Source organism: Bacillus cereus group sp. BfR-BA-01382 (assembly GCF_022663475.1).
GTDB classification, from domain to species: domain Bacteria; phylum Bacillota; class Bacilli; order Bacillales; family Bacillaceae_G; genus Bacillus_A; species Bacillus_A thuringiensis_S.
On sequence record NZ_JAKUFQ010000056.1, the window covers coordinates 1 to 19,921 of the forward strand.

The following is a 19,921-nucleotide window of genomic DNA, read 5'->3' on the forward strand; positions in this document are numbered from 1 at the left end:
CGAAACGGATTAAGGCAAAATTAAAAATGAGCCCGGTACAATACCGGACTCACTTTTATCAAGCTGCCTAATGAAATAACCGTGTCTAACTTTTAGGGGTCACTTCACAGTGGGAACTGTTTTAGCTCTTTTTTATTAACAATTCATTTGCATATTGGCGCGCCCATTGATCCGCTTCTAATATAGCATCTAGTGAAAGGTCTTTTACGTTATGATGAGCTTCAACTGTTTTGTAAATTGTTTTTTCAATATCGAAAAAGACAATTTCATTTTTTAAGAATCGTGCATTCGCAATTTCATTTGCTGCATTTAATACAGCGGGAGTAGTACCACCGATTTTGCCACATTCATATGCGTATTGTAGACAAGGGAACTTCTCTAAATCTGGTTTTTCAAAATGTAAACTACTGATTTCTAATAAATTTAATTTTTTATAGGAAGAAGGTAGCCGAGTAGGATAGTGAAACGCATATTGAATAGGCATTCTCATATCAGGAGCACCGAGCTGTGCCATAACTGATCCATCAATAAATTCTACTAAAGAATGAATGATGCTTTCTTTATGAATCATTACATCAATTTTTTCATACGGAATATCAAATAGCCATCTCGCTTCCATTACTTCGAATCCTTTATTCATTAATGTGGCAGAATCAATCGTTAGTTTTGCGCCCATTAACCAGTTTGGATGTTTTAAAGCGTCCTTAGCTTGTAACGTTTGCATTTCTTCACGTGTTTTATCACGAAAAGCACCACCGGAAGCTGTTACAATTAACTTCTCAATCTCTTTATTATTTTCTCCGTTTAAACATTGGAAAATAGCTGAATGCTCACTATCTACTGGAATTAAGCGACATCCGTTTTGTTTCGCTAGTTCAGTTACGATATGTCCAGCTGCAACTAAAGTTTCTTTATTAGCAATAGCGATATCTTTCTTCGCTTTTAATGCTTCAATTGTTGGGAGTAATCCTGAAACACCGACAACAGAACTTAATACAAGATTTGAATCAGGGTGAGTAGCTACTGCAATTAAGCCATCAGTCCCGTGTGTGATTTTTGTATTTGCTGAAATACGCGTACGAAGCGTGTCTGCTAAGTCTTTTGTCGCAACGCTTACAATACGAGGTTGAAACGTTTTGATTTGTTGCTCAAGAAGATCAATGTTATAATTTGCGGTTAAACCGACGATTTTGAAATGTTCAGGATGAGCTGAAATAACATCTAATGCAGATGTGCCGATGGATCCTGTGGAACCTAAAATGGATATATATTTTACCATGAAAAAACCTCCAAAGTTGTTTTGAATATTTCTGCAAACCTATATAAGATTAGACAATTGAAGTGGAAATTCCTGCTATATAAAATAGAAAATTCGGGTTTGTTTGGAAGTGGAATGTGATAAACTGTAAAAAAATAACGAAAAAGCAATGAAAGAGAAGAGTACATATTCGAAACTTTTCAGAGAGCTGATATGTGGTGAGAATCAGTAAGGGATGAATATGGAATGGGCTCTGGAGCTTCTAACTGAAATGAGTAGGTAAAGACGGTTACTTCACGTTAAGAAGTTGAAGTGAGCTATAATGATAGCTAATTAAGGTGGTACCGCGGGAGTTTCTCGTCCTTTTTAAGGATGAGAGGCTCTTTTTATTTTGAGAAAGGAGGAGTTAGTGTGAGTGAAAAAATAATGTTAACAGGAATTAAGCCGACAGGTTATCCGCATTTAGGAAATTATATTGGCGCGATTAAACCTGCATTACAAATGTTAAAGAATAATGAAGGAAAAGCATTGTACTTTATAGCTGATTATCATGCATTAAATGCTGTGCATGATTCAGAAAAGTTCAGCAGTTATACGGAAGAGGTAGCAGCTACTTGGTTATCGCTTGGACTTGGGGAAGATGTTATTTTTTATAGACAAACAGAAGTGCCGGAGATTCTAGAATTAGCTTGGATATTAGCTTGCTTAACTCCGAAAGGACTTATGAACCGTGCTCATGCGTATAAAGCGAAGGTGGAGCAAAATAAAGAAGCGGGTTTAGAGATAGATGCAGGAGTGAATATGGGATTATATACGTATCCGATCTTAATGGCGGCGGATATATTACTATTTCAAGCTACTCATGTACCAGTTGGGAAAGATCAAATTCAGCATATTGAAATTGCACGTGATATTGCGACGTATTTTAAGCATACATTCGGCACGACATTTACACTTCCGGAGTATGTCATACAAGAAGAAGGAGCAATATTACTAGGACTTGATGGAAGAAAGATGAGTAAAAGTTACGGGAATGTAATCCCATTATTTGCAGAGAAAGAAAAACTACGAAAGTTAATATTTAAAATCAAAACAGATTCTTCACTTCCGAATGAACCGAAAGAACTAGAAACGTTATTTATAATTTATAAAGAATTTGCGACAGAGGCTGAAATACAGTCGATCCGTGAAAAATATGAGACTGGAATCGGATGGGGTGATGTGAAAAAAGAGTTGTTTCGCGTTGTAGATCGTGAGTTAGCTGGACCTCGTGAGAAATACGCTAGGTATATGAATGAGCCAAATTTATTATACGAAGCGTTAGAAAAAGGTGCTGAGCGGGCAAGAGAAATCGCGAAGGTAAATTTAGCTGAAATTAAAAAACGGATTGGATTTGAGAGGGGGCGCTGAGCGTTCCCTTGTTTATCTATATAATATTCTTCATATTGATATGTAGAGCAAGGAATTCGCACTTCTTTTCAAAACTTATTAGTTGCATATGTTAAAAAGTATGCTAATATAGGGTTACTTATTAAATGTGTTTAATAAGTATAATTTAAGTCACTTATTAAAGAAGTTTAATAAGTGGATCTCATTCAATAAAAAAGGAGATGAATGTATGAAAACGGAGAAAGAAAAGATGGTGGCAGGAGAAATGTATATGCCAGATGATGAAGAGTTAGTAGCTGATAGAACTGAAGCAAAACGTTTAACACGCCTTTATAATGAGGCGATGGAGATAGGAGATGAAAAACGTTTTACGTTATTAAATCAGCTTTTAGGTTCTTCAGCTGATGGGAAAGCCCAAATTAATCCTGATTTTCGTTGTGATTATGGCTACAATATCCATGTTGGAAAGAGCTTTTTCGCAAATTTTAATTGTGTGATTTTGGACGTTTGTGAAGTGCGAATCGGTGATAATTGTATGTTTGCACCAGGTGTTCACATTTATACTGCTACGCATCCGTTGCATCCGGTAGAGCGGAACTCTGGTAAAGAATATGGAAAGCCAGTAAAGGTAGGTAACAATGTTTGGGTTGGCGGGGGAGCTATTATTAACCCTGGTATTTCAATTGGAGACAACGCTGTAATTGCTTCAGGGGCAGTTGTGACAAAAGATGTACCTCATAATGTAGTAGTTGGTGGTAATCCAGCTAAAGTTATTAAAACGATAGAAGAATAAAGGGCGTTTTCAACAGTTCGTAAATTATCGTATAGACAATGTGAAAGGTGTTTCATATGGAGAAATATAGTGCGGACAATCATAAAAAGAGATTACTTGCCTCTCGAAATGCTCTTTTTCTCTTATTTGCTTTGCCAGGTGTGGCATTTGCTACATGGATTTCAAGAACAGCAACTACTCGAGATATGTTAGCAGTGTCAAATGCAGAAATGGGCTGGATTTTGTTCGGACTATCTGTTGGTTCAATAATTGGTTTACTGAGTGCAAGCCGCTTCATTGACTGTAAGGGAGCTAGAGACGTTATTATAGGCAGTATGTTTTTTATGATTGTTGGATTGATTTGTTTAGATATAAATATTTATTTTGTTTCTAGTATGGGGGCTTTTAGTAGCTTACTAGTATTTGGAGTAGGCTACGGATTGGCGGAAGTCGCATTGAATGTAGAAGGTTCTTCCATTGAGCAGAAATTAGGAACAACTCTTCTTCCGAAATTCCATGGCTTTTTTAGTGTAGGAACTTTAGTAGGCGCGCTCAGTGGTTCTGTCGCAGCGTCGCTTCACATCCCGATTCTGTATCAGTTTCTTGTGATTTCGGTCATATTTCTATTACTTGTATGTATGGTGTATCGTTTTCTTTCGCATGGAACAGGAAAGAAGGAGAAATCGCGGAACAAAAGGAGAGAGAAGCGTACTTCCTTACGTATGGAAAAAAAGGTGCTTTTAATTGGTCTTTTTGTGCTTGGAATGGCATTTGCAGAAGGTAGTGCAAATGATTGGCTACCTATCGTGATGGTAGATGGACATGAGCAAAGTATAGTGGCAGGTTCTATTATGTACGCAATTTTTGTATTAGCAATGACGTTAACTCGTATGTGTAGCAGCTATTTCCTTGATCGATTCGGTCGTGTCGCTGTCGTACGTGCCACTATTATGATGGCGATTCTAGGAATTTCAATCGTAATATTTGGGAGTAATTCGTATTTTCTAGCATTTGGTGTAGTACTGTGGGGGATTGGTGCAGCGCTAGGTTTCCCAATTGGTCTGTCAGCTGCTGGAGATGACCGTGAAAATGCGACTTCTAATGTTGCTGCAGTTTCTATCATTGGTTATACAGCCTTTTTAGTCGGACCACCATTTTTAGGGATACTTGGGGAAGCATTCGGAATACGTAATGCCTTGCTAGCGGTTTTATTATTTGTTCTTTTGTCTGGAATTGTATCGTCTATTACAAGAGAGAATACACCGAGCTAAATAAGGATTGCATGCAGCGGAAATATATCATCTCTATTGCTTTAGAAAATGATGTATGATATATTGTCAACGCAACTTATTAAAAGTGTTTAATAAGTATGTTGATTAAGGTGGTGAGCGATTTGAGTGAACAATTTGTTACTCAAAAATCAATTAAAGAGACGATCCTTCGCGGCATTCGTACGGCTCTTCTAGAGCAAGGAAGTGCGACGAAAGTTGAACTTAGTAATACATTAGAAATTAGTTTTCCAACGATAAGTAAATTTATAGAAAATATGAAACAAGATGGTGAAGTCACTTTAGTCGGTTTAGATGATTCAAGTGGCGGAAGAAGAGCGAAACGATATGCGTATAATCCAGAATATATGTTAGGATTAGCGATATTTTTAGAAAAAAATGAGACGAATTATACAATTTTTAACTGTTTAGGGGAAGTAAAAGAACAAGGGAGTACTTCAAGTGCATTAATTGATGCGGGACTAAGCGTATTAACAGAACATATAGAAAGTCTTATAGCTATGTTTCCAAAAATAAGTTCTATATCAATTGGTGTCCCTGGTGCGGTCGATAATGGGCGTATTTTCTATATTCCTGGATATGAAAAGTTTCAAAATTTTAATTTGAAAAGTCACTTTGAGGAACTGTTTTCTATACCAGTAGTAATAGAAAACGATATGAATGCTGCAGTGCTCGGGTATCATAAAAACACGAGGAATAATGACAATTCCTCTCTTGTATATTTGTATTCAGGTCAAAATGGCCCAGGTGCGGGGATTATGGTAAATGGAGATGTCGTACGCGGAAGTACATTTTTCTCAGGAGAGATATCTTTCGTTCCGCAGTATGATAATAAAAATTTCTTACAAGCTTTGAGAAGTGGGGATTCGCATAATTCAGAGGAATATAATATAGATGCTATTACTCGTTTAATAGCTACATGTATAGCTATTATTAACCCTCATACGTTTATCTTCTGTGATGATGAAGTGAATCAATTTGTAATAGATCAAATTGTAAAAAGTTGTCCGCAGTACATTCCGGCAGAACATATTCCGAAAATAACAGTGAGCAACTGGAAAGAAGATTATTTATATGGGTTAAAAAGCCTTGGACTTGATCTTATGATTACGAGAACAAATAAAGAAAATTAAATGTACTGGCAATGAAGCATCCAATTGCCAGTTGAATAACATAAAAGAAAAGGTGTCGATTATGAAAATTGAACATGTAGCAATTTGGGTGAATGATTTAGAAGGAATGTGTGATTTCTATAAACAGTACTTCGGTGGTGAAGAAAATAGCTTATATCACAATCCGAAAAAGCAGTTTGAATCTTATTTCATAACTTTTGAAGGTGGTGCGCGTCTAGAACTTATGAGACAAGTAGGGATAGACGATAAAATAAAAACACAAACAGTAGGATATGCGCATATTGCTTTTTCTGTAGGTAATAAAGAAAAGGTGAATGAATTAACTCATACATTAAGAGAAGCAGGGTACCCTGTGTTAAACGGCCCACGAACTACAGGGGATGGTTACTATGAAAGTGTAGTAAGTGATCCTGAAGGGAATCAGATTGAGATAACAATCTAACATTATATTTACTAATAAAAAATAAAATTTTGTTGTTCCCCCAAATGTTTACGAGAAACCTATTATTTCTGCAAAAAGGGGGACATAACATTGAGTGAAATCATTTTTATTTTCTGTATATATCCATTGCTTATTTGTATTTTTTCAATAGCTGTGACATATAAAGTAGGTACATTTTACGCGATGCCAATTGTAACATTTCTTATTTTTCTTATGTTAAGTGTTACAGTGCACGATCCAGCATTTTTCTTTTGGGTTGGCATGTATACTATTCTTTCATTTATTGTTTCTTATATAACTATCCTTTTTATAAAGGGATATAAAGTTGTAGAAAGAGAGCGTTAATATCATTTTGGGGAAATAGGGATTTACGGTGAACGATAACAACCTCATTTCACGTTGTAATGACGGGAAATGAGGTTGTTTTATTTATATTTTTAATTAGAGTGATGAAAATCGCGAAGAATCCCCTCAATGACTGGATGAAGAGTACTAGGTAACTCATCAAACGGAAAGAAACGTAATTCTTTTGACTCAGTTTTATCACATATAAGCTCCCCGTGAAATTCGCGGCAAATATAAACAACGAGTACACCATGTACTTGATCGCCGTTTGGATAGATTTGAAAGAAATCTGGCCCTGAGTATGTACGGAATAGTTCTGGATTTTTAATAATAAGTCCAGTTTCTTCAAATACTTCTCGTTTTAAAGCACCTTCTAACGTTTCGTTATATTCTAAGGCACCCCCAATAATGCCCCATCGGTTAAAATCTGTCCGAAGCTGCAGTAATACTTCATCTTTTTCATTTAATATAATGGCATGTGATCCTATTAAAATAAGTGGATGATTTCCTACTAGATTTCTCATGTCTTCAATGTAGCCCATATTTTTGCTCCTTGTATTTAATAATAGTTAGGGAGTTCTTTTAACATTCTTTCTGTTTTACGCGCTGTAAAAGCTAAGTTATGGTCATCTTTCGTTCTGAAAAATAATGTGCGTAAAAAGGTTTTAATGTTGGCGCATAAAATACAATACTCATTAAGTGAAAGGCGTTTTCTAATTTGAGGAAGCCTTTTTATTTTTTTATGAATAATAGAAATTAACTCGTTTTGAGGAAAATCATGATACAGCATTGCTAGTAATGGAGTAACAATGCGTTCATCTTCATTATTATGAAAAAGGTCAGATGGAATAAAAATTTTATTTAATAAACAATGAATTAATTCTTCGTACCATTCAAAGGTCGTATACGTATTATGAACAATTTCGGTGAAAGCATCAGATACGTGAGCAAGACAATGAGCCCATCCTTTGTTTTCAATATAGCCTCGAAAATCCGTTTCTAAGTTTGTATATGTAATGAGTTTATTTTTTATTTCTTCGATATCCTCCTCTGTACAAAAGTAGTGCGAATTAGCGAATTGGAGTATTAACGCAATTAACGAAACAGTGTAAGAACGTGTGAAAACCCCATCTGTATGTGGGGAGTAAATGTCACAATATAAATACTCATCACTTAAACAAGTTTGCAGAAGTAATTTCAGCTGATCGTCCATAAGGAATTCATGATGAATGAAATGCGCAAAACATTTATATATAAGTTGGTAACGAACGTAGCTATCAGTCGTTCCGATATACTGAAGCATGTTCAAAGTTAACTCATTTACGTCTATATGCTGTAGTTGCGTATAGTCATTTTGTTGTATAAGCTCTAACTGTTGTTGCAATGCTGTAATATCCACTGGAGAACCTCCTCCGCACTTTAAAGATGCGATCTTTTCTAGTATTCTATATATTCAAGGACAATCCTGCTCATGCAAGGAGAACGATTAGAAATTCGAGTATGATATAGATGAGGGAAGAATATGACGACGATAGAACAGTTAGAAAAACATTTTAAAATAAGAAGAAGTGCTTCTTCTATTATGATAAAAGAAAATAATGCAGAGATTTTTACAGAAGAGCAATTAGAGGAAATGATGCAATATTGCGTTGCTGAAGCTAAAAAAGGTGAATTAGAAAAACTACATTTTGAAATTTCTTCAAAAAGCCCAAATTATGATGTGTATAAAAAATGTTTTGAAACGTATTCATTTGAATATGTTACGGAAAGCATGATTGTATTTAAAGATATATACGAAGTAGAAGATATAGAAAGTGAAGTTGATTTTAAGTTAATTGAAGAAGTAGGGGAAGAGGCTTTTTATTCACTGTGGAATGAAGCGACGGGAGAACCAGTCGTTCATGATCAATTTGTGCATATGATGCTACAAGAAATTGGTGAGAAATGGAAAGAACATTGCTTAACAGCGAATGTCGATGAAAAGCCGATAGGAATTGTAATCCCGCATATTGAAAGAGGTACGTTAGAAGAAGGGAAACTTATGTACTTCGCAGTTACTCCAAATATGCGTAATAAGGGATATGAAGCTGCATTATTTGCAGGTGCGTTGTTTGTCTTAAAGGAAATAGGTGCATCTTATTATATTGGTGAGACAAATATACAAAATGAATGGATGAAGGATGTTTTTGAAAAGAATGGATGTCAGCTGCTAAGTTGTACTGAGCGGTATGTGAGGGTGTTTTAGGAGGATGAATGATGTACTCTCTCGAACTCATTTAGTGGGAGGGGTATATATGTTAAAACAATCCATGCATTCATTCGTTTTACTGTATCCAAATGTGTTGTTAGAAGGATGGGAAATTGAAAAAGTTTCAGAACGTTTTGAAGGTGAAAAGTGGGAAACTGTTTGGTTTCAGATTGATACTCCAACTGGAATGTTTCGAGTAAAGGAGTTTTTTCTCGATATAATGGAGCCAGTATTTCCAGATACCTGTATTTCTCAAGCAAAAGGGGATTGTTTTCAATATAAAAAGCTTGTGTATTGGAAAGGTGTAAATTATAAAGGAAAAGAAAGTTACGTTACATCTACATGGAAAACACAAGTTGAAATTTCTGTTGATCATGGATATGTAAACCAAGGCGAAATGGAAAGGTTTCTACTCGGATTACAGCCGGTACATACAGAGTTTGCGAAAACGATATTACATACACCATTTTACTTATTAAGCTTTCAAGCTAAGAGAGGTGAAATGGGTGAGATAGGAAGATGTCGTGAGTGGAATGATCCAGATAACATACGCTATGTAAAGTTATCAATTCATAAAAAGCTGAGTTGGAAACTTGAATCGGTCGGTTTTGGAAATGATGAAACGCAGTATGTATACTGGGACGAAGATAATAAACTATATGCACTTTGGGTTTGTAGACATAAAAACAAAGCGTATTATCCTGTTTCTTCATGGGCAATGAATTATGGTCCACAACAAATTATAAACGGGTTAGAGTTTTATTCTCACCCTGATCGTGGAACAGTTGTATATGAAAATCTAGGTAATGAACAAATCGCATACGTATTTCGAGGGAATCCATGTACGAATTTTGAACAAGTAAAAGAACTTTTTGCCTGTTTGTAAGATAAAAAGAAAAATGAGAACGACAAAGTAGATATTCCTATAATACAATGAACACTCCCCCACTTAGCGAAGGTTGAAGTGGGGGTTTCTAACGTTTCGACCTAACGGACGATTAACGTCAGGGGAGTTAACACATTAGCGAGCTGTTTCACGCCTAACCCCTCTATCCCATTTGTCCATGCATTTGGGATTACTTTTCGTAAAATGTTAGCCGCAGCATTTACATCTGCATTAATTAAAGTTTTATTTGCTGAACGATATATGCCGCGCTTTATTCGTTTTCCTGAAAAAGTTGTATTTTGGTCATTTTCTCCATACGTTGGAATGAAGTCGTTATCCAGAAAACTTGCTTTCGATGTATATGATTCTTCAGTTACAACAACTTGAATGCCTACAGCATTTGCTTTGTATGTAATCATTTGAATCAGTAAATTGTGCGGGATATGACAAAACGATTGGTTATTTCTTTTTCCCATATTCGTTTCTTGTTTCCAATTTTTGTTTTGACCAATAACGATTTTACAAACTTCTTCTTCTTGAGCTAGTTTTACGATGTGGTGACTAACTTTATGGAAGACGTCTTTTATTTTCAAATAACGTTTTTGATGAAGTTTTTCTATCCTTTTAGAAGTAAAAGGTCTTTCATTAGTTTGTTTTCCATTTCTAAGAACGCTTGTAAAATGACTCTTCATTTTGTTGTAATATTGATTTATGCTTTTGACATGTTTGCCCTTGACAAGTACAGGTTTCATACCTGTGTTTGTTACGATGGTTGCAAGGTTATCAATCCCTAAATCAATACTCATATAACGAGCATTCTCTTCAATCATTTGTTGTTCAGAAGGAACATCAATTACCAATTCCACTACATATTCATTGTATTTTGGAATCACACGAACTTGTTTCAGTTTACCTTCAGTGAAACCTAGTTTCCCAATATTTAATTGCAATTTCGTCTTTGGAAACTTTAAAAATCTACCGTTTTTAATGATGCAATCTTGGTTTGTATACAGAATCTCTTTTTCAGAAGAACGAATATACTTTGGAATCCTAGGCATTCCAGCATATTTGTTTGGATTCTTTTTATAGTCTTTTAAACTAGCAAAAAAAGATTTCCAATTTTGGAACAAACCTTTCATGATGGACTGGCTACATTGCGTAGGCAAAGCTCGATAATCATTTTGAATCATAGCCTTAAATAGTGCATCTAGAAAGTTGTAATCTACATAAGGTTTTTCAAAATTAGGTTCTGAAAACAAATTACATTTAATCTCTTTCTGTTCTTCTTTAGGCTTTAATTTCTCTTTTTCCAATTTCTTCTGATAGGCAAGAAGTTGTGTGTCATTCATCTTACCAATATTTTCATGAATATTATCCAGAACTTCTTTTTGCAAAGGCTGCAACTCTTTTTCTTGTGTTAATCCAGTGTACACCTGGCGTATATAAAAGTTTGTGGTGTTGTACATATTCTTAGCGTTATGACAACATTCTTGAAAATAAGAATACATACGATGCCCTTTTTTAATCCAGATTTGAAGAGTTTTATAGTTTGATGGATTTTCTTTTGCCATTTTATTCACCTCCTTGTTAAGGATATTATAGCAAAAAAACAGAACATATGTTTCTGTTTTTTATTTTTTTGAAAATAAAATATTTTTTTCGATTCACCTCACCACCTTCACTTACGTTTAGAGGTGGGAGTCCTCTCGAAAGGTATGATAGAATAAGATTTGACTATAAGAGAAAGCGTTGGTGAAAGAATGGGACAGCAAAGACATTGGTTACAAGCAACTGTAGAAAGAAATAAAGATAATACGTTACAAATAAAGTGGGAAAATAATATAGAGGAAGTTCGCATTTACTGGAGTACTTCGCCAGATCATATTGAAGAAAATGGAGAATTACTTGCAACTGTAAATGGAGAATTATCATATACAATTGAAAACCCGAGTGAAAATGAACGTCCATATTTTAAATTAGTAGGAAGTAATGGACAAGCAGTAACAGTAGCCGAGCGTAGATTGCCATTACAAGGTGCGTTTAACTTCCGTGATATGGGAGGATATGAAACGACTGAAGGCCGTAAAGTAAAATGGGGCAAATTATACCGCTCTGAAGAATTAGCAGGGCTAACTGAATGGGATATTGCCTATTTACAAAAGTCTGGCTTAAAGTTAATTTGCGATTACCGTACAGACTTTGAAGTGAAGCATAAGCCGAATCCAGAGATTACGGGTGCTCGTCAAGTGTGCTTACCAGTTATGCAAGACTTAGCGAAAGACTTAAATATAAATGAGTTTTTCCAAGTTGGTGACCTTTCTATGTTAGGAAAACCAGGTGAATATCTTGTGAAAATGAATCAAGGTTTCGTAAGTGGTAACGAGGCATTCGTGAGCTTCTTAAACTTAGCGCAAAACCCGGAAAACTTACCGTTAGTAAACCACTGTACAGCTGGAAAAGATCGTACTGGATTTGGTTCAGCATTATTACTACTTTTACTAGGTGTACCAGAAAAAACAGTAATGGAAGACTACTTACTAAGTAACGGATTTCGTGAAAAGCTAAATGAAAAAATGATGGCCTTTTTAGGTGCGAAATTACAAAACGATGAGAGCAGAGCGATATTAGGTGCAATGTTTGAAGCACGTGCTGAATACTTGCAAGCTGCGATTGGTGAAATTCAAAAGCAATACGGATCAGTTGAAGCATACGCTGAAAGGGCTCTTGGCTTTACGAAAGAGTCGTTAGAGGAAATGAAAGAGTTATTGCTGGAAGATAAGTAAGAAGAAGGGAGGCTGGTTTTAATTAGCCTCCTTTTCTTATTGTTGTTATAATTAAGCTATGGGAATATAGGAGTTGAGGAAAACATCATGAAATACAAAGTTATATTATTCGACGTAGATGATACATTATTAGATTTCCCTGAAACGGAAAGACACGCATTACATAATGCGTTTGTACAGTTTGGTATGCCTACAGGGTATAATGATTATCTTGCAAGTTATAAAGAGATTAGTAATGGATTATGGAGAGATTTAGAAAATAAAATGATTACGCTAAGTGAATTAGCAGTAGATCGATTTAGACAATTATTTGCACTTCATAATATAAACGTAGATGCGCAGCAATTTAGTGATGTATATCTTGAAAACTTAGGGAAAGAAGTACACCTTATAGAAGGCGCAGTACAATTATGTGAAAATCTACAAGATTGCAAGTTAGGTATTATTACGAATGGATATACGAAGGTGCAACAATCAAGAATCGGAAATTCACCTTTATGTAATTTCTTTGATCACATTATTATTTCTGAAGAAGTTGGTCATCAAAAACCAGCGCGTGAGATTTTTGATTATGCATTTGAGAAATTTGGAATTACGGATAAATCAAGTGTACTAATGGTCGGAGATTCGCTAACTTCTGATATGAAAGGCGGAGAAGACTTCGGCATTGATACGTGTTGGTATAATCCGAGTTTGAAAGAGAATAAGACGAGTGTTAATCCGACTTATGAAGTGGAGAGTCTGCTACAAATTTTAGAAATTGTAGAAGTGGCTGAAGAAAAGGTAGCTTCATTTTAATTGTGCTGATATTTGTCGAAAAATCGATATATTTGAAAAATCGTTGATATATTGTAAGTTGTGATAGATATATTGAAAAAATCGTTGATATATTGTAAGTTGCGATAGATATATTTGAAAAATCGCTCATATAAGTTCATATACTAAGATATAGAACAAAAAATAACGCTACTATACAAGGTCATTCACGTGTTATAATGCGTGAATTAAATATACGTATATAAATAGTTTCTCAGAGTGATGCGATGTCATGTATGATTAGTGTAACAACTAGAGGTGAATGAAGGATGTTAACGTTTTTATTTGAGTTAGACAAGGTTATTCCGCAGACGAATGAGCCACGGTATGTTGCTTATACAAATGGTTTTATCGAAGGGGATTTAACAATCTGTATGGATGACAGAGTATTTTTTCAAAAATCATGTATGAAGGTTGCAGAGCTGGGCATTTATTTAGGTCAGTGGATGGAACAAGTTCAACACGGGCAAAACGTGCCTATGAAATATGAAACGGCTGACCGTGAAGAGGTAATTCTTGGCTTCTTCTATAAAGAGGATCATAATCAATGGAATGTTTCTTCCAGCTGGCAAGAATTTGAACTTCAAGAGCGTATCTCTACTGAAACATTAGTAGAGAGCGTTCAATGCTATTTATATGAGCTAAATAAGGAACTGCGTGCGATAGAATATCCTGTGACGTTTGATCAGTACTTAAGAGGAGAGCGAATGATGCAGCTTTCTTACAAACGACCGTGTGATAGCAAAGCAGATACGACGCCGATAGAGGTTTATAATGGAAGCGAGCAAGTAGGCGTAGTAAGGGGCTATTATAAAAATACGCTGATGAGAGTGCTGGATTTTATTCCGAAAATTGGTAGTAATATCATTTATGAAATAAAGGATATTAAGAACAATATTCGCGTCATTGCAAAGGATGTAAGTAGGCAGCGCCAAAGAAAGATTTTAGTAACGTACATCGATAATAATGATGCAGAGCATGAAATACTTGTATGTGACGGAAAGTTATTGGATGCAAATTTTATATTTACCTTTACATATAAGGCAGAAGAATATGTTGTTCATAAAACTTCATTTGGAATGGGAAAATTATTACGAAAAGGCTATTTAATCGCAGATTGGAATATTCGTCTTGAGGAAGATATGTATTACATCGAGATGAATGCATATGATGGAGATTACATGGAGGATCAATACTTACTATTAGGCGTATTTCATGCGGTTTTATATGGATAATCGATGAGAAATACCGTCATTCTTCTTGGAAAGAATGACGGTATTTTTTATTTATCCTCAAAAATAAAAATCTCATCAATTGTACTATGTAGTGCCTTCGCTATATCGTGAGCAAGTTGTAAGGAAGGATTGTATTTACCTTTTTCGAGATGACTAATTGTTTCACGGCGTACACCAACTTGCTTCGCTAAATCTTCTTGTGTCATGTTCAATTTTGCGCGGTATTCTTTTATCTTCGTTACGAACGCCATGGTGCATCTTCCATTTCATCAACAGGTTTATCATAAAAGAACATAGAAAAACCGAACGTAATAATGAGTGTGCCGAAAATAAGAGCGATATCAATTTCTTGTAGCGCCGGGTTTGGAAATAACATTTCAATAAATATAATGATAGCGGTAGTTAGTAATGTAACGATAAATGCATTGCGACACGATTTATTGACAATTTGTTCAAACAGTTCATCGTGTTGAACTGTTCTATACGATGTGAAAAAGGAGAAGAAACAGAACATAGTAAACAATCCTTTTTCATAAAAAAATCCGAGGAAACCGAAGAAACCGAGAAATCCTAAATATTTTATCCAAGTTGTTTTCATGATAGGTCCTCCTTACGTTGTTAGAAATAAGTCACGTTATGTTACAAATATATCACAATTGGATAGGAATGGTAATAATAGTTTTCCAGTTTGCTTCATAATAATAGTAAAAAGAGGAAATATGCTGCGAAATAAAGAGGATAATATTGTAAAATGGTTGTAAGGAGGGGGAGGAAGAAATGCTAACTTGGATCATGATCGTTGTATTACTTGTAGTGATTACTGTCATTGCGACGGTGTTAATTGGGCGGAATGGTGATGCAAATTATAGCAAAGCGACAAAGGGGAATATTAAACGATTAACAATGATTTATATTATACTAGCTGTCGTTTTAGTTGTTGGATTAGGGGTGTATATTTATTTTAAAGGTTAAATAAACTGAAAAATGTAAAAATCTTAAAATAGAAGTATGCTATAATATCAATATAGTTATTTGGTAATTAAGGAAAGGATTGGATGGAATGATTGAAATTACGAATGTGTCAAAAAGTTATAATGGGTCTACCTATGCAGTAAAAGATTTAAGTTTATCTGTACCTAGCGGCGAAATCTTTGGATTTTTAGGACCGAATGGTGCGGGTAAATCCACGACAATTAAGATGATTACTGGCATTCACGGGGTGGACAAAGGGACGATTACGATTAACGGAAAAAATATTATGGAAGAGCCGATGGAAGCGAAGAAGACGTTTGGTTATGTGCCGGATAGCCCAGATATGTTTTTACGTTTAAAAGGAATTGAATATTTAAACTTTATGGCTGATATGTATGAAGTGCCGAAAGAAGTAAGACAAGAACGAATAGAGTCTTTAGCGAAGAAGTTTGATCTTTATAATGCATTATCTGATCAAATTCAAAGTTATTCGCACGGTATGAGACAAAAAATCGTTATTATTGGTGTGCTCGTGCATGAACCAGATGTATGGATTTTAGATGAACCGTTAACAGGGCTTGATCCGAAATCTGCATATATTTTAAAAGAAATGATGAGAGAACATGCGGATAAAGGAAAGATTGTATTTTTCTCTACACACGTATTAGAAGTAGCGGAAAAAATATGTGACCGGGTTGCTATTATTAATAAGGGGAATTTGCAGTTTAAAGGAAATTTAGATGAAATGAGAGATCATTTTAAATCCAATGAATCACTTGAAAAAATGTTCTTGGAGATGACGGGCAATGAGTAAAATTTGGACGTTAACGAAGGTACTATTAAAGTTAAATTACGCAGATTTTATAGCAGATAAGAAGAAGCGATGGGCGTATTTATTTTCATTTGCAGCTATTTTATTTGTTGGATTTTTAATATTTGGTTCGATGACGCACGGAATGTATGAAGGTCTGAAACAATTAGGGCAAGGGCCGGGAATGATTATTGCAATGGGACTTGCGATTGCGAGTATATGGGTATTTTTAATGAGTATAACGAACATTTTAACTGTATTTTACTACAGCAATGATATTGAAATGTTACTGCCGTTACCATTAAAACCAGCGCAAATTATTTCGGCAAAATTTTTAACGGTATTAATTACACAATACGTAATGAGTTCATTCATTTTATTACCAATCTTCATTACGTACGGTTTAAAAAGTGGCGCATTTATTACATATTACATATATATGATTTTTATTTACTTACTCTTCCCAATCGTGCCGTTAGTATTAGCTTCGTTACTGATGACAATTATTATGAGGTATACAAATATAGCGAAAAATAAAGATCGAGGAAATATATTTATTGGAATCGTAAGTATATTATTTATTGTAGGAATTAACGTATTTATGCAGTGGAGAAATAAAAGTGCGTTTTCTGGAGATGGGGCTGCGGAATACCTTGTAAATAATCAATCTTCTCTTTTAGTACAAATGACAAATTATTTTCCAACTACATATTTTGGAGCAGTGGCATTAGTAGAAAATGCAAATTGGAAGGGACCTTTATATGTAATAATCTTTGCAGTTATTTCATTTGTCTTCTTTGTGTTGTTTTATTACATAGCAGAGCGTACATATTTAAAAGGGGTTATTGGACTTTCAACGAGTACAGCAAAGAAACAAGTTATTTCGGCGGAAGGTTTACAGAAATCAACAGTACAAAGTTCGCATTTAAAAGCGTATGTGAAAAAAGAATTTAAAACGTTATTCCGTACACCACAATTTTTCTTAAATTGCATTGTACAAACTTTCGTTATGCCAATTATGTTGTTCTTTATTTTATTTGTGCAAGATGGAAATTTAAAGTTTATTACAGAGTATATTAACAATCCAAAGACAACAGGATTTGCAATTGGTGTTGGTCTTTGTGCATCGTTATTTTTAATGGGTAGTAACGTCATTGCAACAACGTCATTTTCGCGAGATGGAAGCTCTTGGTTTGTGAATCGTTATTTACCAGTAAAGGCTTCGGATATCTTTTTTGCGAAAGCAATCACTGCTTGGTTAATTAATGTGATCATTTTAGCAGTATTCGGTATTACGATGGCAGTTGTAGCTGGGATTTCTCCAGTCTTTATGATACTGTGGTTTTTACTAAGTGCGAACGGGTTGTTATTAATTAATTTAATCGGAACACGCTGGGACGCGCAAACTGCAGATATTCATTGGGATACAGAGCAGAAATTATTTAAGAGCCGATATACCACTTTGTGGAATTTTTTAGCTAATATTTTAATAGCTTTAATTATTGTGGGGGGAGTAAGTGTATTATACTTCTTCCTTCATGTCGGACTGTGGGTTATGTTTATCGTTTTATTTGTAATGTTTACGATTGTAAATTATATCTTTATTAAAATGTTAAAATTAGGTGCTGAACGTATACTGTCAAATATTCAATAAGAAGATAGATCCTCTGTATTCATGCAGGGGATCTGTGTATAGATGGAGGAGAAAAAGGTGAAGAAAATAGCAATTGTAACAGGGGCAACTCGTCTGAATGGAATTGGTGCAGCTGTATGCAAGGTGCTTGCTCAAAAGGGGATAGACATTTTTTTCACGTACTGGCCAAAGTATGATAAAGCGATGCCATGGGGAATGAGTGATCAAGAACCCTTTTTGCTGAAAAAGGAAATTGAAAGTTACGATGTTCGATGTGAAATGGCAGAAATCAATTTATCGCAGTCTTATTCGCCAAATCGTTTGTTTTATATGGTATCAGAACGGTTAGGTGATCCATCTATTCTAGTTAATAATGCAGTATATTCTACTCATACGAGAATTGAGGAATTAGATGTAGAGCAGTTGGATAAACATTATACAGTTAATATTCGGGCTACTATGCTATTAAGTTCATTGTTTATAAAACATTATTCACTTAAAACGGGCGGGAGTATTATTAATCTTACTTCAGGACAGTCAGTAGGTCCAATGCCAGATGAACTAGCATATGCAGCAACGAAAGGGGCAATTGAAGCATTTACAAAGTCAGTAGCACTAGTAGCGATGGAGAAGGGGATTACTGTTAATGCCGTTGATCCAGGACCAACAAATACAGGGTGGATTACAGAGGAATTAAAACATTATTTAGTATGGAAATTCCCGCAAGGTAGAGTTGGAGAAACAATGGATGCTGCGCGCTTAATTTCTTTTTTAGTAAGTGAAGAAGCGAAATGGGTTACTGGGCAAGTTATTCACTCGAATGGTGGTTATTCATAAAAATATTATGTTAACAAATGTTGAGAAACAAAAAACGAAAGGAAATTTTATTTTTTTGTATAAATAAAATGTCAAGAAAGATAAAAATTTGATAGAAGAGTATATCGTCATATAAAGATAGTAATTCTTAATGTGACAATATACTCTTTTTCTTTTACTTACGAGCAGAAAAATGAAGTAGAAGAAACTCGAATATTAAAATGAGTTTATCAGTTTTTGTCCGTATTATTATGAAGATTACTGTCGGAAAGATGGTAATTCGTATGAAAAGGGATTTTTTAAGGGGAAATCGAATCGTAAAGGGGAGGATAAATAAAGTAAACATAGGGGGATTTATATGAAAATGAAAAAGGTCGCTATCGCATCGATAACAATTGGTACAATGCTTACTATGGCAGCTTGTAGTCCATCAGTAGATAAAGAGGCAGAAAAGAAAGAGCAAGTAACAGCGCAAAATGAAGGAGAAGCAAAAACGACAAGTGCAGATGAAGCGTCCAAAACAACGAAAGATACTGAAAAAGAAACAAATACTTCTTCAAATGAAAAAACAGATAAAGATGCAAAAAATACGAAAGAATCATCAGGAACAGAAAGTAACGGCAAAACGTCAACTCAAAATGAGAATGTGAAAACAAAAGAAAAAGAAACGACAGGAAAAACGAATGACCAAACGACTAGCGGGAAAACAGCAGATCAAAGCACAAGTACAAGCTCAAACACAAACAATAACGAAAAGACAACGAAAGATCCGAAGAAAAGTGTTGCTGTGAAAACGAACGTTAAAGAAGTTGTGGCATTAATTGATAGCTTGGACAAGCAGTTAGCTGCTAATCCAAAATTGGAAACAGTGAATAAGCTTGGCAAACAAATTAATGAAAAGTGGGACGTGATTGAAAAAGAGCTAGAAGCATCACATCCGACGGATTCTAAAACAATCGGTCAAAGTATGTATCCGTTAATTGTAGGAGCGGAGAAAGAAAAAATCGATATTAATAAAATGAAATCATTAACGACGAAAACGAAAAAAGATTTAAATCAGTTATTGACGAAACTTTCATAGTTTCAAAAGCCT

At 34.9% G+C, this 19,921-nt stretch carries 22 protein-coding genes and 1 other annotated feature; of the genes, 16 read left to right on the forward strand and 6 right to left on the reverse strand.

Translation table 11 applies throughout. The features are described 5' to 3' along the window. Positions 1-121: 121 nt before the first annotated feature. Positions 122-1,279 carry a 1-deoxy-D-xylulose-5-phosphate reductoisomerase gene (locus MR160_RS20355; protein WP_000241772.1) on the reverse strand — a complete coding sequence of 386 codons (1,158 nt, stop codon included), beginning with the start codon at positions 1,277-1,279 and terminating at the stop codon, positions 122-124. A 139-nt stretch (positions 1,280-1,418) separates the two neighbouring features. Beyond that, positions 1,419-1,626 (forward strand) — a binding site (T-box leader). Positions 1,627-1,669: 43 nt separating this feature from the next. Between MR160_RS20355 and MR160_RS20360 the strand changes: the two genes are divergently transcribed. From MR160_RS20360 to MR160_RS20385, 6 genes are all read left to right on the forward strand, one after another. Next, on the forward strand, positions 1,670-2,668 hold the full coding sequence (locus MR160_RS20360) for a tryptophan--tRNA ligase (protein ID WP_098577966.1): 999 nt from the start codon (positions 1,670-1,672) through the stop codon (positions 2,666-2,668). 208 nt (positions 2,669-2,876) lie between these two features. Beyond that, positions 2,877-3,440: a maltose acetyltransferase domain-containing protein gene (locus MR160_RS20365; RefSeq protein ID WP_000845634.1), complete on the forward strand. Its 564-nt coding sequence runs from the start codon at positions 2,877-2,879 to the stop codon at positions 3,438-3,440. Positions 3,441-3,496: 56 nt separating this feature from the next. Next, positions 3,497-4,690, forward strand: coding sequence for an MFS transporter (locus MR160_RS20370; RefSeq protein WP_242297928.1), 1,194 nt, complete (start codon positions 3,497-3,499; stop codon positions 4,688-4,690). Positions 4,691-4,812: 122 nt separating this feature from the next. Continuing rightward, a complete protein-coding gene (locus MR160_RS20375) occupies positions 4,813-5,841 on the forward strand; it encodes an ROK family transcriptional regulator (protein ID WP_000003031.1) in 1,029 nt (342 codons plus the stop codon). Positions 5,842-5,902: 61 nt separating this feature from the next. Continuing rightward, on the forward strand, positions 5,903-6,283 hold the full coding sequence (locus tag MR160_RS20380; RefSeq protein WP_000687550.1) for a VOC family protein: 381 nt from the start codon (positions 5,903-5,905) through the stop codon (positions 6,281-6,283). 90 nt (positions 6,284-6,373) lie between these two features. Continuing rightward, positions 6,374-6,628 (forward strand): YbeF family protein, encoded by a 255-nt coding sequence (locus MR160_RS20385; protein ID WP_001289513.1) that lies wholly within the window; start codon positions 6,374-6,376, stop codon positions 6,626-6,628. A 92-nt stretch (positions 6,629-6,720) separates the two neighbouring features. On the opposite strand, the gene MR160_RS20390 is transcribed toward MR160_RS20385, so the two are convergent. Beyond that, positions 6,721-7,170, reverse strand: coding sequence for an NUDIX hydrolase (locus MR160_RS20390; RefSeq protein WP_000540466.1), 450 nt, complete (start codon positions 7,168-7,170; stop codon positions 6,721-6,723). 17 nt (positions 7,171-7,187) lie between these two features. Then, positions 7,188-8,027, reverse strand: a complete 840-nt coding sequence (locus MR160_RS20395) for a DUF2785 domain-containing protein (protein WP_000355454.1) — start codon at positions 8,025-8,027, stop codon at positions 7,188-7,190. Positions 8,028-8,150: 123 nt separating this feature from the next. Between MR160_RS20395 and MR160_RS20400 the strand changes: the two genes are divergently transcribed. Next, positions 8,151-8,873, forward strand: coding sequence for a GNAT family N-acetyltransferase (locus tag MR160_RS20400; protein ID WP_044784255.1), 723 nt, complete (start codon positions 8,151-8,153; stop codon positions 8,871-8,873). Positions 8,874-8,922: 49 nt separating this feature from the next. After that, a complete protein-coding gene (locus MR160_RS20405; protein ID WP_044784256.1) occupies positions 8,923-9,762 on the forward strand; it encodes a hypothetical protein in 840 nt (279 codons plus the stop codon). A gap of 101 nt (positions 9,763-9,863) precedes the next feature. Here MR160_RS20405 and MR160_RS20410 read toward each other — a convergent pair whose 3' ends face one another. After that, positions 9,864-11,333: an RNA-guided endonuclease InsQ/TnpB family protein gene (locus tag MR160_RS20410; RefSeq protein ID WP_242297929.1), complete on the reverse strand. Its 1,470-nt coding sequence runs from the start codon at positions 11,331-11,333 to the stop codon at positions 9,864-9,866. Positions 11,334-11,522: 189 nt separating this feature from the next. Here MR160_RS20410 and MR160_RS20415 point away from each other — a divergent pair, with 189 nt between their 5' ends. From MR160_RS20415 to MR160_RS20425, 3 genes are all read left to right on the forward strand, one after another. Continuing rightward, positions 11,523-12,545: a tyrosine-protein phosphatase gene (locus MR160_RS20415; protein ID WP_044782785.1), complete on the forward strand. Its 1,023-nt coding sequence runs from the start codon at positions 11,523-11,525 to the stop codon at positions 12,543-12,545. Positions 12,546-12,632: 87 nt separating this feature from the next. Continuing rightward, positions 12,633-13,343 (forward strand): YjjG family noncanonical pyrimidine nucleotidase, encoded by a 711-nt coding sequence (locus MR160_RS20420; protein WP_000875913.1) that lies wholly within the window; start codon positions 12,633-12,635, stop codon positions 13,341-13,343. Between the two features lie 287 nt (positions 13,344-13,630). Continuing rightward, positions 13,631-14,596, forward strand: a complete 966-nt coding sequence (locus tag MR160_RS20425) for a tubby C-terminal domain-like protein (protein ID WP_000955132.1) — start codon at positions 13,631-13,633, stop codon at positions 14,594-14,596. Positions 14,597-14,643: 47 nt separating this feature from the next. Here the strand turns inward: MR160_RS20425 and MR160_RS20430 are convergent, their stop codons facing one another. Beyond that, positions 14,644-14,847, reverse strand: a complete 204-nt coding sequence (locus tag MR160_RS20430; protein ID WP_000896294.1) for a helix-turn-helix transcriptional regulator — start codon at positions 14,845-14,847, stop codon at positions 14,644-14,646. Continuing rightward, complete coding sequence (locus MR160_RS20435) at positions 14,835-15,194, reverse strand: DUF3796 domain-containing protein (RefSeq protein ID WP_000859207.1); 360 nt, start codon at positions 15,192-15,194, stop codon at positions 14,835-14,837. Before MR160_RS20435 ends, MR160_RS20430 begins: the two co-directional genes overlap by 13 nt. A 179-nt stretch (positions 15,195-15,373) precedes the next feature. Between MR160_RS20435 and MR160_RS20440 the strand changes: the two genes are divergently transcribed. The 5 genes from MR160_RS20440 to MR160_RS20460 all read left to right on the forward strand — a co-directional run bounded on the left by MR160_RS20440 (position 15,374) and on the right by MR160_RS20460 (position 19,909). Beyond that, complete coding sequence (locus MR160_RS20440) at positions 15,374-15,568, forward strand: hypothetical protein (protein ID WP_000958863.1); 195 nt, start codon at positions 15,374-15,376, stop codon at positions 15,566-15,568. Between the two features lie 88 nt (positions 15,569-15,656). Further along, positions 15,657-16,382: an ABC transporter ATP-binding protein gene (locus MR160_RS20445; RefSeq protein ID WP_000570204.1), complete on the forward strand. Its 726-nt coding sequence runs from the start codon at positions 15,657-15,659 to the stop codon at positions 16,380-16,382. Next, positions 16,375-18,033, forward strand: a complete 1,659-nt coding sequence (locus MR160_RS20450) for a putative ABC transporter permease subunit (RefSeq protein WP_000036853.1) — start codon at positions 16,375-16,377, stop codon at positions 18,031-18,033. The genes MR160_RS20445 and MR160_RS20450 overlap by 8 nt, the downstream gene beginning before the upstream one ends. A 57-nt stretch (positions 18,034-18,090) precedes the next feature. Continuing rightward, the gene (locus tag MR160_RS20455) at positions 18,091-18,849 is read left to right on the forward strand and encodes an SDR family oxidoreductase (RefSeq protein ID WP_242297934.1); all 759 of its coding nucleotides are present in this window, start codon (positions 18,091-18,093) and stop codon (positions 18,847-18,849) included. Between the two features lie 337 nt (positions 18,850-19,186). Then, positions 19,187-19,909 (forward strand): hypothetical protein, encoded by a 723-nt coding sequence (locus MR160_RS20460; protein ID WP_000782564.1) that lies wholly within the window; start codon positions 19,187-19,189, stop codon positions 19,907-19,909. The last annotated feature ends 12 nt before the right edge of the window (positions 19,910-19,921 follow it).

What these genes read in the sequence shown, in the direction of transcription:
- MR160_RS20380 (WP_000687550.1), top strand. Translation starts at nt 5,903, where the DNA reads ATGAAAATTGAACATGTAGCAATTTGGGTGAATGATTTAGAAGGAATG.
- MR160_RS20435 (WP_000859207.1), bottom strand. Translation starts at nt 15,194, where the DNA reads ATGAAAACAACTTGGATAAAATATTTAGGATTTCTCGGTTTCTTCGGT.
- MR160_RS20415 (WP_044782785.1), top strand. Translation starts at nt 11,523, where the DNA reads ATGGGACAGCAAAGACATTGGTTACAAGCAACTGTAGAAAGAAATAAA.
- MR160_RS20425 (WP_000955132.1), top strand. Translation starts at nt 13,631, where the DNA reads ATGTTAACGTTTTTATTTGAGTTAGACAAGGTTATTCCGCAGACGAAT.
- MR160_RS20410 (WP_242297929.1), bottom strand. Translation starts at nt 11,333, where the DNA reads ATGGCAAAAGAAAATCCATCAAACTATAAAACTCTTCAAATCTGGATT.
- MR160_RS20365 (WP_000845634.1), top strand. Translation starts at nt 2,877, where the DNA reads ATGAAAACGGAGAAAGAAAAGATGGTGGCAGGAGAAATGTATATGCCA.
- MR160_RS20430 (WP_000896294.1), bottom strand. Translation starts at nt 14,847, where the DNA reads ATGGCGTTCGTAACGAAGATAAAAGAATACCGCGCAAAATTGAACATG.
- MR160_RS20370 (WP_242297928.1), top strand. Translation starts at nt 3,497, where the DNA reads ATGGAGAAATATAGTGCGGACAATCATAAAAAGAGATTACTTGCCTCT.
- MR160_RS20440 (WP_000958863.1), top strand. Translation starts at nt 15,374, where the DNA reads ATGCTAACTTGGATCATGATCGTTGTATTACTTGTAGTGATTACTGTC.
- MR160_RS20450 (WP_000036853.1), top strand. Translation starts at nt 16,375, where the DNA reads ATGAGTAAAATTTGGACGTTAACGAAGGTACTATTAAAGTTAAATTAC.
- MR160_RS20355 (WP_000241772.1), bottom strand. Translation starts at nt 1,279, where the DNA reads ATGGTAAAATATATATCCATTTTAGGTTCCACAGGATCCATCGGCACA.
- MR160_RS20460 (WP_000782564.1), top strand. Translation starts at nt 19,187, where the DNA reads ATGAAAATGAAAAAGGTCGCTATCGCATCGATAACAATTGGTACAATG.
- MR160_RS20390 (WP_000540466.1), bottom strand. Translation starts at nt 7,170, where the DNA reads ATGGGCTACATTGAAGACATGAGAAATCTAGTAGGAAATCATCCACTT.
- MR160_RS20445 (WP_000570204.1), top strand. Translation starts at nt 15,657, where the DNA reads ATGATTGAAATTACGAATGTGTCAAAAAGTTATAATGGGTCTACCTAT.
- MR160_RS20420 (WP_000875913.1), top strand. Translation starts at nt 12,633, where the DNA reads ATGAAATACAAAGTTATATTATTCGACGTAGATGATACATTATTAGAT.
- MR160_RS20400 (WP_044784255.1), top strand. Translation starts at nt 8,151, where the DNA reads ATGACGACGATAGAACAGTTAGAAAAACATTTTAAAATAAGAAGAAGT.
- MR160_RS20405 (WP_044784256.1), top strand. Translation starts at nt 8,923, where the DNA reads ATGTTAAAACAATCCATGCATTCATTCGTTTTACTGTATCCAAATGTG.